Annotated in this window: 9 protein-coding genes; 7 read left to right on the top strand and 2 right to left on the bottom strand. The window is 74.1% G+C overall.

Annotated features, from left to right (window positions below):
* Nucleotides 1-4 precede the first annotated feature (4 nt).
* The 3 genes from CXR04_RS02575 to CXR04_RS02565 are packed head-to-tail and all read left to right on the top strand — an operon-like array spanning nucleotide 5 to nucleotide 4,193.
* A complete protein-coding gene (locus tag CXR04_RS02575; protein WP_101420276.1) occupies nucleotides 5-958 on the top strand; it encodes a carbohydrate ABC transporter permease in 954 nt (317 codons plus the stop codon).
* A complete protein-coding gene (locus CXR04_RS02570; RefSeq protein WP_101420275.1) occupies nucleotides 958-1,776 on the top strand; it encodes a carbohydrate ABC transporter permease in 819 nt (272 codons plus the stop codon). Before CXR04_RS02575 ends, CXR04_RS02570 begins: the two co-directional genes overlap by 1 nt.
* On the top strand, nucleotides 1,773-4,193 hold the full coding sequence (locus tag CXR04_RS02565; protein WP_101420274.1) for a beta-glucosidase: 2,421 nt from the start codon (nucleotides 1,773-1,775) through the stop codon (nucleotides 4,191-4,193). The genes CXR04_RS02570 and CXR04_RS02565 overlap by 4 nt, the downstream gene beginning before the upstream one ends.
* An 87-nt stretch (nucleotides 4,194-4,280) precedes the next feature.
* On the opposite strand, the gene CXR04_RS02560 is transcribed toward CXR04_RS02565, so the two are convergent.
* Nucleotides 4,281-6,530, bottom strand: a complete 2,250-nt coding sequence (locus tag CXR04_RS02560; protein WP_101426154.1) for a HelD family protein — start codon at nucleotides 6,528-6,530, stop codon at nucleotides 4,281-4,283.
* 199 nt (nucleotides 6,531-6,729) lie between these two features.
* On the opposite strand from CXR04_RS02560, the gene CXR04_RS02555 reads away from it, so the two are divergent.
* Nucleotides 6,730-8,391, top strand: coding sequence for an acetolactate synthase large subunit (locus CXR04_RS02555; RefSeq protein ID WP_199850380.1), 1,662 nt, complete (start codon nucleotides 6,730-6,732; stop codon nucleotides 8,389-8,391).
* A gap of 21 nt (nucleotides 8,392-8,412) precedes the next feature.
* On the opposite strand, the gene CXR04_RS02550 is transcribed toward CXR04_RS02555, so the two are convergent.
* Nucleotides 8,413-9,300 (bottom strand): SIS domain-containing protein, encoded by an 888-nt coding sequence (locus CXR04_RS02550; protein WP_101426153.1) that lies wholly within the window; start codon nucleotides 9,298-9,300, stop codon nucleotides 8,413-8,415.
* A gap of 96 nt (nucleotides 9,301-9,396) precedes the next feature.
* Between CXR04_RS02550 and CXR04_RS02545 the strand changes: the two genes are divergently transcribed.
* Genes CXR04_RS02545 through CXR04_RS02535 form a run of 3 tightly spaced genes read left to right on the top strand, consistent with a single transcriptional unit; the run spans nucleotide 9,397 to nucleotide 13,729 of the window.
* A complete protein-coding gene (locus CXR04_RS02545; protein ID WP_101420272.1) occupies nucleotides 9,397-10,215 on the top strand; it encodes a DeoR/GlpR family DNA-binding transcription regulator in 819 nt (272 codons plus the stop codon).
* Nucleotides 10,212-11,429, top strand: coding sequence for a Gfo/Idh/MocA family protein (locus CXR04_RS02540; protein ID WP_101420271.1), 1,218 nt, complete (start codon nucleotides 10,212-10,214; stop codon nucleotides 11,427-11,429). Before CXR04_RS02545 ends, CXR04_RS02540 begins: the two co-directional genes overlap by 4 nt.
* 32 nt (nucleotides 11,430-11,461) lie before the next feature.
* A complete protein-coding gene (locus CXR04_RS02535; protein WP_101420270.1) occupies nucleotides 11,462-13,729 on the top strand; it encodes an alpha-N-acetylglucosaminidase in 2,268 nt (755 codons plus the stop codon).
* The last annotated feature ends 61 nt before the right edge of the window (nucleotides 13,730-13,790 follow it).

Below are 13,790 nucleotides of genomic sequence, written 5' to 3'. Positions count from 1 at the left end.
ACCCATGACCACACAGATGACGCGCGTCCGCCCCGCCGCCCCGCCCGCCGAGCGGCGGCGGCGCCGGACGCGGACCGCCAACGTGGCCGACGTGGGCCGCCCCGGCTTCCTCTGGGCGGCCCCCGCCACGCTGTTCTTCGCCGCCTTCGCCGTCGTACCGCTGATCATGGTCGCCGTGCTGTCGTTCATGAGCTGGGACGGCATCGGCGACCCGGAGTTCACCGGGCTGGACAACTGGCGGCGGGTCCTGGACGACCCGGTGATGATCAAGAGCATCTGGCTGAGCCTGCTGCTCACCGGTCTCGGCGTGGCGATCCAGACCCCGCTGAGCATCGTGCTCGGCGTCTGGGCGGCCGGGCACCAGAAGAACCGCGCCGTGCTCTCGGCCGTCTACTTCCTCCCGCTGCTGCTGTCCGCCACCGCGGTGGCCGTCGTCTGGGGCGCCATGCTCGACCCGAACTTCGGCGTGCCCGCCGAGGCCACCTGGCTCTTCGGCGACGGCAACCTCTTCGGCGAGCAGGCGTCGGCGATCGGCGTCCTGGCCTTCGTCAGCACCTGGCAGTTCACCCCGTTCCACACGCTGATCTACCAGGGCGCGGCCCGGGCCGTTCCGCCCGTGCTGTACCAGGCGGCGGAGATCGACGGCGCCGGGCGCTACCGGCAGTTCTTCCACATCACGCTGCCGCAACTGCGCAACGCGATGATCACATCGATGATCCTCATGGTCGTCGGCGGGCTCACCACGTTCGAGACCGTCCTGATCCTCACCCAGGGCGGCCCGGGGACCGACACCACCATCAGCGCGTACTACATGTACGAACGGGCCTTCCGGAGCTTCGACTACGGCGCCGGCGCGGCCATCGCGCTCGTCCTGGTGCTGGCGGCGACGCTCATCTCGCTGATCATGGTGCGGCTGTCCGGCTACGACAAGATGCGCAGCACCACGGAGGGCCTGTGATGAGGCGACGCCCCAACTTCCTCGCCGGCGCCGGCTCGCTGGTCTGGCTCTTCCTCGTCGGCCTGCCGCTGTACGTGATGATCTCGGCGACCCTGAAGACCAGGTCGGACTTCGCCCAGGACGGCCCGCTGGCCTTCCCCGGCGACATCACCTTCGACAACTACACCGGCGCCTTCGACACCGGCTTCGGCCGGTACTTCCTCAACACCCTGCTCGTCACCGTCTGCGTCGTCGGCATCGTGCTCCTGCTGGTGCCGCCGCTGTCGTACGCCATCGTGCGCAACCGCGGCCCGGTCACCACCGGCGTCTTCCGGCTCTTCCTGCTCGGCCTGGCGATCCCGCTCCAGGCCGTGATCGTCCCGATGTTCTACCTCATCAGCGAGGCCGGGCTCTACGACAACCTCATCGGCGTCATCCTGCCCACGGCCGCGTTCTGCCTGCCGGTCTCCGCGCTGATCCTCAGCGGCACCATGCGGGACATCTCCCGCGAGCTGTTCGAGGCCATGGCCATGGACGGCGCCACCCCGCGGCGGGTCTTCTTCCAACTGGTCCTCCCGCTCTCCCGGGGAGGTCTCTCCACCGTCGTGGTCTTCTCCGCCCTCCAGGCGTGGAACGGCTTCCTCTTCCCGCTCGTCCTGACCCAGTCCGAGAGCACCAAGGTCATCACGCTCGGCCTCTACAACTTCAAGACCGAGCGCGGCATCGACGCGCCCGGGCTGCTGGCCGCCGTGGTCCTGTCGATGATTCCCGTCCTGCTCGTCTACCTGTTCGCCCGGCGTGCCCTGGTCCAGGGCCTCATGGGCGTCGGAGGAAAGTGACCGCGAACGTGGCAGTAGAGACACCCCGGGCAGACGCCCCGGACACGGCCACCCCCGTGTGGAACGACCCCGCACACGACACCGGCACCCGCGTGTCGGCGCTCATCGCCGCCATGAGCGTGGAGGAGAAGGTCGCCCAGCTCTTCGGGGTCTGGGTCGGCGCCTCCGCCGAAGGCGGCGAAGTGGCGCCGTACCAGCACGAGATGGAGGAGGCAGCCGACCTCGGCGCGCTGCTGCCGGCCGGGCTCGGCCAGTTGACGCGGCCGTTCGGCACCGCGCCCGTCGACCCCGCGCTCGGCGCGCTGTCGCTGCAGCGCACCCAGGAGCGGGTGGTGGCCGCCGGGCGCTTCGGCATCCCGGCCCTCGCCCACGAGGAGTGCCTGGCCGGCTTCGCGACCTGGGGCGCGACCGCGTACCCCGTGCCGCTGTCGTGGGGCGCGACGTTCGACCCGGCGCTGGTGCGGCGGATGGCCGCGGCCATCGGCCGGGACATGCGGGCCGTGGGCGTCCACCAGGGGCTCGCGCCGGTCCTGGACGTCGTACGCGACGTGCGCTGGGGCCGGGTGGAGGAGACCATCGGCGAGGACCCTTACCTCGTCGGCACGGTGGCCACCGCGTACATCCAGGGCCTGCAGTCCGCCGGCGTCCTCGCCACCCTCAAGCACTTCGTCGGCTACTCCGCCTCCCGCGCCGGCCGCAACCTCGCGCCGGTCGCCGTGGGCGAGCGCGAGCGCGCGGACGTGCTGCTGCCGCCGTTCGAGATGGCGCTGCGGGAGAGCGGCGTGGGTTCTGTGATGAGCTCGTACACCGACACCGACGGCGTGCCCTCCGCGGCCGACGCGTCGCTGCTGACCGGGCTGCTGCGGGACACCTGGGGCTTCGAAGGCACCGTCGTGGCCGACTACTTCGGCATCTCGTTCCTCCGTACGCTGCACGGCGTGGCCGGCGACTGGGCCGGCGCCGCCGGCGCCGCGCTCGCCGCCGGGGTGGACGTGGAGCTGCCGACGGTCAAGACCTTCGGGCCGCCGCTGCTCGCGGCGATCGCGGACGGGCGGGTCGACGAGGCCCTGGTCGACCGGGCGCTGCGCCGGGTGCTGACGCAGAAGGTCCGGCTGGGGCTGCTGGACGCCGGCTGGTCGCCGGTGCCGGAGGCGCTGGCGGACGCGGGCGCGGCGCCGGACGCGGTGCGCGGCACCGTCGACCTGGACTCCGCCGGCAACCGGGAGCTGGCCCGCGAGGTCGCCGAGCGGGCCGTGGTCCTCCTCGCCAACGACGGCACCCTGCCGCTGGACCGCCCGCGCCGTATCGCCCTCGTCGGCCCCAACGCCGAGGAGCCGCACGCCGTCCTCGGCTGCTACTCGTTCCCCGTCCACGTCGGCGTCAAGCACCCCGCGACCCCGGTCGGGATCGGGCTGCCCACGCTCCACGAGGCGCTGCGCCGGGAGTTCCCGGACGCCACCGTCACCGTCGCCGCCGGCTGCTCCGTCGACGGCCCGGAGAAGGGCGGTTTCGCCGCGGCGCTACGGGCCGCCCGCGCGGCCGACGTCGTGATCGCGGCGCTCGGCGACCGCGCCGGGCTCTTCGGCCGCGGCACCAGCGGCGAGGGCTGCGACGCCGAGTCGGTGGCGCTGCCCGGCGTCCAGCAGGACCTGCTCGACGCCCTGCTGGACAGCGGGACCCCGGTGGTGCCCGTGCTGCTGGCCGGGCGGCCGTACGCGCTCGGGCGGGCGGCGGGCGAGGCGGCCGCGATCGTGCAGTCGTTCTTCCCGGGCGAGGAGGGCACGACGGCCGTGGCCGGCGTGCTCGGCGGGCGGACGAACCCGTCGGGCCGGCTGCCCGTCAGCGTGCCGCGCGGCCCGGGGGCGCAGCCGACGACGTACCTCGCGCCCCGTCTCGGCCAGGCGAACGAGGTGTCCAACGTCGACCCGACCGCGGCGTTCGCCTTCGGCCACGGGCTGTCGTACACGACCTTCGCCTGGTCCGGCCTGGAGGTGGCGGCCTACGAGTGCGCCACCGACGGCGAGTTCGCGCTGTCCTTCACCCTCCGCAACACCGGCGGGCGGGACGGCACCGAGGTCGTCCAGCTCTATCTGCACGACCCCGTGGCCTCCGTCGTGCAGCCCGTGCAGCGCCTCGTCGGCTACGCCCGGGTGGCGCTGCGCGCGGGGGAGGAGCGCCGGGTACGGGCCGTCGTACCGGCCGACGTGGTGTCGTTCACCGGCCGCGACGGGCGCCGCGTGGTGGAGCCGGGCGCGCTGGAGCTGCGGCTCTCCGCATCGAGCGCGGCGCCGCGGCTCACCGCGGAGGTGACGCTGACCGGCCCGCCGCGGTACGTGGACCACACCCGCAGGATGCACGCCGAGTTCGACCCGCACCGCGACCCGGGCGCACCCGCCGCGGCGCCGGACGGCGGGTGAGAGCCCCCTGACAGCCCGGCCGCCGGCCGGGCGGGCGCGCCGCACCGGGCTCCTCCCGGTCCGGTGCGGCGTGCCGACTTTCCCGCGCTACACGAGACCGCCGAGTGCCGGCGGCAGCGCGTCCGCATACACGACGCCGAGGCGCTGCGTCGCCCGGGTCAGGGCCACGTACAGGTCGCTGCCCCCGAAGAGCGCCGGCTCCGCCACGATCACCGTGTCGAACTCCAGCCCCTTCGCCTGCCGCGGCCCGAGCAGCACCACCGGCCGCGTCAGGTCCGGCGCCGCGCCCGAGGCGGCGCCGGGCAGCGCCACCGCCAGCGCCGGCAGCAGTTCCCGCGGCGCGATCACCGCCAGCCGCCCCGCACCGCCCGACTCGCGGGCCACGGCCGCCGTGACCGCCGCGGGCACGGCGCCGGGCGACTCCCCGGCGCGCTCCGCCCAGGGGCGTATACCCGTGGCGCGCACCGAGCGCGGCGGCGTGTACCCGGGGTCCTCCGCCCGCGCGACCTCGGCCGCGACCGCCATGATCTCCGCCGGCGTACGGTAGTTGACGCCCAGCGTGATGTGCTCGAAGCGCTTGTCCACATACGGGCCGAGGATCGCCTCCCACGCCCCGCACGCCCCCGGCTCCGCCGTCTGCGCCGGGTCGCCGACCAGCGTCATCGACCGGGTCGGGCAGCGCCGCATCAGCAGCCGCCACGCCATCGGCGACAACTCCTGCGCCTCGTCGACGATGATGTGGCCGAAGGCCCAGGTCCGGTCCGCCGCCGCCCGCTCCGCCGCGGTCCGGTGGTCGGCCTCCTCCTGGCGCTCGGCCAGCCGCTCCGCGTCGATGAGGTCGTGCGCGGCCAGCACCTCGGCCTCGTCGTCGTCGCGGTCCTCGAACTCCTGGGTGCGCGAGCCGTACGACATCTCCAGCACCCCCTGCGCGTACGCGATCCGCTCCTGCCGCTCCGCCTCCGCGCGCGCCCGCGCCGCCGCCTGCGCCGGGCCGTCGTCCCCCAGCAGCTCCGCCGCCTCGTCCAGCAGCGGCACGTCCGCAGGCGTCCAGCGTCCGCCGGCGCGGCGGATCAACTCCCCGTCCGCCTCCGGCAGGTGCACGGGCTCCGCGAGGAAGTCCGCGACCAGCTCCTGGGGCGTCAGCAGCGGCCACAGCTCCGCGATGGCCGCGTGCACCTCCTCGTTCGCGGCGACCGCCTTGCCGAGCTGGGCGATGTCGTCGGGGCCCAGCAGGTTCTCCTCGCCGAACGGGTCCTCGCCGAGGCGGTCGGTGAGCTGCCGGGTCAGCCCGTCGATGACGTTGAACGCGAAGTGCGGCTGGGCCGCGTTGTGCGGCAGCTCGGTGTCCCGGGCACGCCGGCGGGCGGCGTTGGCCAGCCAGTGGTCGAGGTGCAGCTCGCCGTCCTCGTGCGGGATGACGACGGTCGACTCCGGCAGCCGCTGGCGGTCTTCGAGGTACGCGGCGAGCGCGCCGGCCATCGCCGTGCCGCCCTTGACCGCCGCCGCCGCGGGAGTGTCGGTGCCGGTGGCGTCGACGCCGGGGAACAGCTCGCCGGGGGTGGCCAGCAGCACGCCGGTCTCGCCGAGGGCGGGCAGCACCTCGGAGATGTAGCCGAGGAAGGCGGGGCCGGGGCCGACGATGAGCACCGCGCGGCGGGCGAGCTGCTCGCGGTGGGCGTAGAGCAGATAGGCGGCGCGGTGCAGGGCCACGGCGGTCTTGCCGGTGCCGGGCCCGCCCTCGACCACGAGGACGCCGCGGTGCGGGGCGCGGATGATGCGGTCCTGGTCGGCCTGGATGGTCTGCACGATGTCGTGCATCCGGCCGGTGCGGGCGGCGTCGAGCGCGGCGAGGAGCACCGCGTCGGCGTCGGCGCCCTCCAGACCGGTGCGCTCGGTGTCGGTGAGGTCGAGGATCTCGTCGTGCAGGCCCGTGACCCGCCGGCCACCGGGGCCGCCCTCGGTGGAGATGTGCCGCCGCCGGCGCAGGCCCATAGGGGTGTGACCGGTGGCGAGATAGAAGGGGCGGGCCACCTCGGCCCGCCAGTCGACGACGAGCGGCGTGCGCTCCTCGTCGTCCGCGCGCATGCCGATGCGGCCGATGTGGTGGTCGCGGCCGTCGCGGAAGCTCAGCCGGCCGAAGCACAGGCCGTGCTCGCCGGCGTTGAACGCGGCCAGCAGCCCGGACTGTTCCGCCACCAGCACGTCGCGTTCCAGTCTGGCCTGGAGGGTGTTGCCCCCGTCCCGGCCCAGGGCCGCCTGCACCCCCGCCGCCGCGCCGTCGCGCAGCTCGGTGAGGCGCTGCCGGAGCAGGTCAAGGAATTCCTGCTCCCGTCGCATTTCCTCGTTCTGCACCTCGTCCGACACCTCGTTTGACAATTCAACTCCTGCACGGATAGAATGCCCGCATCGCACTTTCTCCCAGCGCTAGTTCACGATTTCTGAATGTGCGCAGAGAATTCCCCAGCATAGCATTCCCAGGCTCCGACCGAATTCCGGCGGAGCCTTTCGCGTGTGCCCCGCAGGTTACGCTCGGGGCATGAGCACTGCAGACACCCCCGAAGACGTGGCGCACCTTCTGGTGCGCTGCCTGGAGGCGGAGGGCGTGACGCACGTCTTCGGCGTGCCGGGCGAGGAGAACATCCGCTTCGTCGACGCCGTCAACGCCTCACCGTCCATCGACTACGTCCTGGTGCGCCACGAGCAGGGTGCGTCGTTCATGGCGGAGATGTACGGCCGTATCACCGGCCGCGCGGGGGTGTGCTCCGCGACCCTCGGCCCCGGGGCCATCAACCTGCTGCTCGGCGTCGCCGACGCGCACACCAACAGCACCCCGGTGGTCGCGCTCGCCGCGCAGGGCGGTCTCGACCGGGTGCACAAGGAGTCGCACCAGGTCATCGACCTGCCCGCGATGTTCGCCCCGGTCACCGACTGGTCCCAGCAGGTACGGGCCCCGGGCGCGGTGCCGGAGATGGTGCGCCAGGCGTTCAAGACCGCGCAGAGCGAGCGGCCCGGCGCGGTCTTCCTCGCCCTGCCCGAGGACATAGAGGGTGTCGTCCCCGACCCGCCGCTGAACCCCCTTCCCATCAACAGGCCGCGCCCCGAGGCCCCGTCCCCGGCGCAACTGGAGCGCGCCGCCGAGGTGCTGGCGGGCGCCTCGCGCCCCATCCTGCTGGCCGGCCACGGCGCGACCCGGGCCGGCGCCAAGGACGCCCTTATCCGCTTCTCCGAGCGGCTCGACATCCCGGTGGCGACGACCTTCAACGGCAAGGGCGTCTTCCCCGACGACCACCCCAACGCGCTGGGCGCCGTCGGCTTCATGCGGCACGACTACACCAACTTCGGCTTCGACAACGCCGACGTCCTCATCTGCGTCGGGTACGAGCTGCAGGAGTTCGACCCGGTCAAGATCAACCCGCAGGGCGACAAGCAGATCCTGCACCTGCACCAGTTCCCGGCCGAGGTCGACTCCCACTACCCGGTCGCGGTCGGCGTGCTCGGCGACCCGTCGTCCTCGCTCGACGGCCTCGGGGAGGCCGTCGGCCGCACCTTCCACGGCGACGGCCGGCTCATCCGCGGCCTGCTCGCCGAGGAACTGGCCCACGGCCGCCGCAACTCGTCCTTCCCCCTCGCCCCGCAGCGCGTCGTATCCGATGTCCGCGAGGCGCTGGGCCGCGAGGACGTGGTGCTGGTCGACACCGGCGCCGGCAAGATGTGGATGGCCCGGCTCTTCCCCACGTACGAGCCGAACACCTGCCTGATCTCCAACGGCCTGTCCACCATGGGCTTCGCCGTGCCCGGCGCCATCGGCGCCAAGCTCGCCCGGCCCGACGCGCAGGTGCTGGCGATGACCGGCGACGGTGCGTTCCTGATGAACTCCCAGGAGCTGGAGACCGCCGTCCGCGAAAACATCCCGATGACGGTGCTCGTCCTCGTCGACGACGAGTACGGGCTGATCACCTGGAAGATGGAGCTGGAGATGGGGCGCCACTCCCACACCCGCTTCGCCAACCCGGACCTGGTGACGTACGCGGAGAGCTTCGGCGCCCGCGGGCACGCGGTGAAGTCCGCGGACGAACTGCTGCCCACGCTGCGCGACGCCCTCGCCCACGACGGTGTGGACGTCATCTCCTGCCCCGTCGACTACACCGAGAACCTGCGGCTGACCGACCGGCTCGGCGCCCTCCAGGGCCCGTTCTGACCCACCCGTCCCGGGTGATCCTCAGCCCGCCGGGCTGAGGATCACCGAACGGGTCAGGTGGCGCGGCTCGTCCGGGTCCAGGCCGCGGGCGCCGGCCAGCGCCACCGCCAGCCGCTGCGCCCGGACCAGCTCGGCCAGCGGGTCGAGCCCGCCGGTGACCCAGAGCGCGCCGGTGGCGTGCACCTCATCCTCCAGACCCGCGGGGGCGTCGCCGATCATCCAGGTCGCGGTGCCCGAGGTGGTGATGCTGATGGGGCCGTGCCGGTACTCCATCGCCGGGTACGACTCCGTCCACGCCAGCGCCGCCTCGCGCATCTTCAGCGCCGCCTCGTTCGCCAGGCCCACGGTCCAGCCGGCGCCGAGGAAGGTGAACTGCCGGGCGGCCAGCAGCCCCCGCGGCAGCGGCTCGACGAGCGCCAGCTCCGCGTCCTCCACCGCCGTGGCCGGCTGCACCCCGAGGTGGGCGCGGAGCAGGGTCAGTGCGGTGGTGGCGAAGCGGGTCTGCACCACGGAGCGCTCGTCGGCGAAGTCCAGCACCACCGTGTCGTCCGCGGCCTCGGCCACCGGCGTGGCGCCGTCGGCGACGATCGCGGTGGTGCGCACCGAGCCGCCCAGCGTGCCCAGCAGCCGCAGCACCTCCGTGGTGGTGCCGGAGCGGGTCAGTGCCAGCACCCGGTCGTAGCGCCGGCCCGCCGGGAAGCCCGAGGCGGGGAAGGCGTCCGTCTCGCCCTGGCCCGCCTCCTCGCGGAGCGCGGCGTAGGTCTGCGCCATGAAGTAGGAGGTGCCGCAGCCGACGGCGGCGACCCGCTCGCCGGGCTGCGGCAGCAGCGGCCCGTGCACCTCCGCCAGCTCCGTCGCCCGGCGCCAGCACGCGGGCTGATCGGCCAGCTCAGCGGCTACGTACGTCATCTTCATCGCCCGCCCTGTGTGAGAACCATTGTTCAATCGTGCATGCTAAGGCAGAATTCCAAGCATCTTCAAGCATCTTAGGTGGGAGGATTCGGGTTGAACCAGCACGAACGGCACGGTGCGCTGCTGCGGCTGCTGGCCGAGCGCGGCCGGCTCGACGTGGAGGCCGCGGCCGTCGAGGTGGCCGTGTCCGCGGCCACCATCAGGCGCGATCTGGATCAGTTGGCCGAGCAGCAGTTGCTGGTCCGCACCCGCGGCGGTGCGGTGCCGAATGACGTGGCGTACGACCTGCCGCTGCGCCACCGCGCCGGGCGGGACGCCGCCGAGAAGGAGCGCATCGGCCGGGCCGCGGCCGCCATGGTCGAGCGCGGCATGGTCGTCGGCCTCAACGGCGGCACCACCACCGCCGCGGTGGCCCGCGCGCTCGCCGCCCGCGCCGACTGGGGCGACGGCGAGGGCGACGGCGCCCGCGGCGACGGCGCCCGCGGCGACGGCCAGCCCGCCGTGACCGTCGTCACCAACGCGCTCAACATCGCCGCCGAGCTGGCCGTGCGGCGCAGTGTGAAGGTCGTCGTCTCCGGCGGCGTCGCCATGCCGTCCTCGTACGAGCTGGTCGGCCCGCTCGCCGGGCACATCCTGCGCGAGATCCGCCTCGACATCGCGTTCGTCGGCGCCGACGCCGTCGACGCCGAGCACGGCGCCAGTGCCCGCGACGAGCACGAGGCGAGCATCAACGCGCTGCTCGCCGCGCAGGCTGCGAAGCTCGTGGTGGTCGCCGACTCCACCAAGCTCGGCGTGCGCACCTTCGCCCGGATCTGCCCGCCGGCGGACATCGACGTGCTTGTCACGGACGACCGGGCGGCGGACAGGGCGCGCGAGTTCGAGGAGCAGGGGATGTCCGTGGTGCGGGCATGAGCGGGCGCGGGAGCATCGTGACGGACCTGCGGCTGGGGGTCGTCGGCCTCGGGCTGCGCGGCAACCTCGCCGACGCCGCCCACCGGCCGGGGGTGGGCTCCGTCGTGGCCGCCGTCGCCGACACCGACCCGGTGGTACGCGCGGGCGTCGGCGCACGCTTCCCCGGCGCCGTCGCGTACGCCGACCACCGCGGGCTGCTCGACGCCGCGGACGCCGACGGCGTGGACGCGATCGTCGTCACCACCCCCGACGACACCCACGCGACCGTCGCCCGCGCCGCGCTCGAAGCGGGCAAGCCGGTCTTCGTCGAGAAGCCCCTCGGCATCACGGTCGAGCAGTGCGACGCGATCCTGCGCACCGCGTACGAGACGGGCACGCCGCTGTACGTCGGGGACACCATGCGGCACACGGGCGTCGTCCGGCTGATGCGCGACATCGTCGCGCGCGGCGACATCGGCGTGCCGCGCACCGTGTGGGTGCGGCACTTCGTCGCGTACGGCGGCGACTACTACTTCAAGGACTGGCACGCCGACCGCCGCCGCACCACCGGGCTGCTGGTGCAGAAGGCGGCCCACGACATCGACGTCGTGCACTGGCTCGCCGGCGGCTACACCAGCCGCGTGCACGCCCTCGGGGCCCTCATGCTCTACGGCGACCTGCCCCGCCGTCCGCCGGGCACCCCGCGTCCCGCCGGCCGGCACCGGGACGACACCTGGCCGCCCGCCGCGCGCCGCGACCTGAACCCCGTGGTGGACGTCGAGGACGTCTCCGTGATGAACATGCGCCTCGACAACGGCGTCATCGCCGCCTACCAGCAGTGCCACTTCAGCCCCGACTACTGGCGCAGCTACACCGTCATCGGCACCGAGGGCCGGCTGGAGAACTTCGGCGACCGCCCCGGCGACGAGGTCCGCGTCTGGCACACCGGCCCCTCGGGCTACCGCCCCGGCGCGGACGCCATCCACCGCGTGCCCGCAGGCGAGGGCGCGCACGGCCGGGCCGACGACCGGGTCATCGCCGAGTTCTGCCGCTTCGTCCGCCTCGGCGACGCCACCGACACCTCGCCGCTGGCCGCCCGGATGAGCGTCGCCGCGGGCGTGCTCGCGACCCGGTCGCTGCGCACCGGCGGCGCGGCGTACGACGTACCGCCGCCGGACCCCGCGCTCGCCGAGTACTTCGCGGCCGGCCAGCGCCGCCCCGCGCACCAGCACTGAGGCCCGGATCACCGACTTCCCCGGAGGAACCGATGAGCGTGAACCGCAGGCACTTCCTGGCAGGGACGTCGATCGCCGGCGGCGCCGTGCTGCTGCCGGCCCTCGGCCTCGCCGCGCCCGCGGCGGCGCGCGGCGGCGGCGACGGCGCGTCCGGCGACCGCGAGGGTGACGGGGACGGCGGCGGGGACGGCACCGCGGGTGCACGCCGGGCGCTGGCCCGGCTGCTGCCCCGCCACCACCGGCAGTTCGAGCTCTCCCTGCTCCCCGCCGACGGCCCCGACCACTACCGCGTCACCGGTTCCCCCGGCCGGATCGAGGTGGCCGCCACCGGTACCGGCGCGCTGCTCACCGGCGCCGGCGCGTACCTCAAGCGCACGGCCCGCGCGCACATCTCCTGGAACGGCGACCAGCTCGACCTGCCCGCGCACCTTCCCGCCCCCGGCGCCCCGCTCACCGGCGAGGCGCACGTGCCGCACCGCTTCGCGTACAACGACACCAACGAGGGCTACACCGGCGCCTACCGCGACTTCGCCGCCTGGGAGCGAGCCCTCGACGTGCTCGCGCTGCACGGCGTCAACGAGGTGCTGGTCTGCGTCGGCACCGACGCCGTCTACTACGAGACCTTCCGCGCCTTCGGCTACTCCGACGAAGAGCTGCGCGCCTGGATTCCCGCCCCCGCGCACCAGCCCTGGTGGCTGCTGCAGAACATGGCGTACTTCGGCGGCCCCGTCTCCGCCCGGCTGCTGCGGCTGCGCGCAGAACTGGGCGCCCGCGTCACCGCGCGCATCCGCGAGCTGGGTATGACGCCCGTGCTCCCCGGCTACTTCGGCACCGTCCCCGACGGCTTCGCGGAGAAGAACCCCGGCGCCCACGTCGTCCCGCAGGGCGGCTGGGTCGGCTTCGACCGCCCCGGCTGGCTCGACCCCCGCGACCCGCGCTTCGCCGAGGTCGCCGCCGCCTTCTACGGCCACCAGCGCGATCTGCTCGGCCCCGCGGGCCTGTACAAGATGGACCTGCTGCACGAGGGCGGCGACCCCGGAGACGTCCCCGTGGGCGACGCCGCCCGCGCCGTGGAGGCCGCGCTCCGGCGCGCCCACCCCGACGCCCTCTGGGCGATACTCGGCTGGCAGCACAACCCGCGCCGGGAGATCCTCGACGCCGTCGACCGCGACCGCATGCTCATCCTCGACGGCCTCTCCGACCGGTTCCCCACCGTCACCGACCGCGAGGCCGACTGGCTCGGCACCCCCTACGCCTTCGGCGCCATCTGGAACTTCGGCGGCCACACCCCCCTCGGCGCCAACACCCCCGACTGGGCCGCGCTCTACCCCGCCTGGCGCGACAAGCCGGGCAGCGCGCTGGCCGGCATCGCCATGATGCCGGAGGGCGCCGACAACAACCCCGCCGCGATGGCCCTGCTCACCGAACTCGCCTGGACCCCCGGCCGGATCGACCTCGACGCCTGGTTCCGCGAGTACGCCACCGCCCGCTACGGCGCCGAGGACCCGCACGCGGCCGCCGCCTGGCAGGTGCTGTGCGAGACCGCGTACGGCACCACGCGCGCCGACTCCTGGAGCGAGGGCGCCGACAGCCTCTTCTGCGCCCGTCCCGGCCTCACCGTCCGCAGCGCCGCCGCCTGGAGCCCGCAGGCCGACCGCTACGACATCGCCGCCTTCGACCGCGCGCTCACCGAACTCCTCGCCGCCGCCCCCGGACTGCGCCGCTCCGCCGCGTACCGCTACGACCTCATGGACGTCGCCAGACAGGCGCTCGCCAACCGCAGCCGCCCGCTGCTGGCGCGGATCAAGGAGGCGTACGAGGCCGGCGACCGCGGCGGGCTGCGCGAGCTGACCACCGTCTGGCTTGAGTTGATCCGGCTGCTCGACCGGGTGGTGGGCACCGACGCGCAGCACCTGCTCGGCCGGCATCTCGCCGAGGCCCGCGCCTGGGGCGCCGACCGCGCCGAGCGCGACCAACTGGAGTACGACGCGCGCTCGCTGATCACCACCTGGGGCCCGCGCGCCGGCAGCGAGGCAGGGCTGCACGACTACGCGAACCGCGAATGGCAGGGCCTGCTCGGCGACTTCTACCACAGCCGCTGGAAGACCTACTTCGCCACGCTGGACACCGCGCTGGCGACCGGCGAGGAGCCCGCCGCCGTCGACTGGTTCGCGTACGAGGACGCCTGGGCGCGCCGCCGCGACCGCTACCCCGAGAAGCCGCGCGGCGACGTCCGCCGGCTCGCCGAGGAGGCGGTGCGCATCCTGGGCCGCGAACCGCTCGCCGCGCTCGTGCGCTGAAGCGCCCGCGCCGGCGGGGCACGAAGCCGCGGTACGGGTACGGGTGGCCACCACCCCGTAC

It is taken from the genome of Streptomyces sp. CMB-StM0423 (assembly GCF_002847285.1).
Taxonomy (GTDB): domain Bacteria; phylum Actinomycetota; class Actinomycetes; order Streptomycetales; family Streptomycetaceae; genus Streptomyces.
The sequence above is the reverse complement of the archived record's forward strand: the minus strand, read 5'-3'. Positions and strand labels throughout refer to the sequence as shown.

What these genes read in the sequence shown, in the direction of transcription:
- CXR04_RS02540 (WP_101420271.1), top strand. Translation starts at nt 10,212, where the DNA reads ATGAGCGGGCGCGGGAGCATCGTGACGGACCTGCGGCTGGGGGTCGTC.
- CXR04_RS02560 (WP_101426154.1), bottom strand. Translation starts at nt 6,530, where the DNA reads ATGCGACGGGAGCAGGAATTCCTTGACCTGCTCCGGCAGCGCCTCACC.
- CXR04_RS02575 (WP_101420276.1), top strand. Translation starts at nt 5, where the DNA reads ATGACCACACAGATGACGCGCGTCCGCCCCGCCGCCCCGCCCGCCGAG.
- CXR04_RS02555 (WP_199850380.1), top strand. Translation starts at nt 6,730, where the DNA reads ATGAGCACTGCAGACACCCCCGAAGACGTGGCGCACCTTCTGGTGCGC.
- CXR04_RS02550 (WP_101426153.1), bottom strand. Translation starts at nt 9,300, where the DNA reads ATGACGTACGTAGCCGCTGAGCTGGCCGATCAGCCCGCGTGCTGGCGC.
- CXR04_RS02570 (WP_101420275.1), top strand. Translation starts at nt 958, where the DNA reads ATGAGGCGACGCCCCAACTTCCTCGCCGGCGCCGGCTCGCTGGTCTGG.
- CXR04_RS02535 (WP_101420270.1), top strand. Translation starts at nt 11,462, where the DNA reads ATGAGCGTGAACCGCAGGCACTTCCTGGCAGGGACGTCGATCGCCGGC.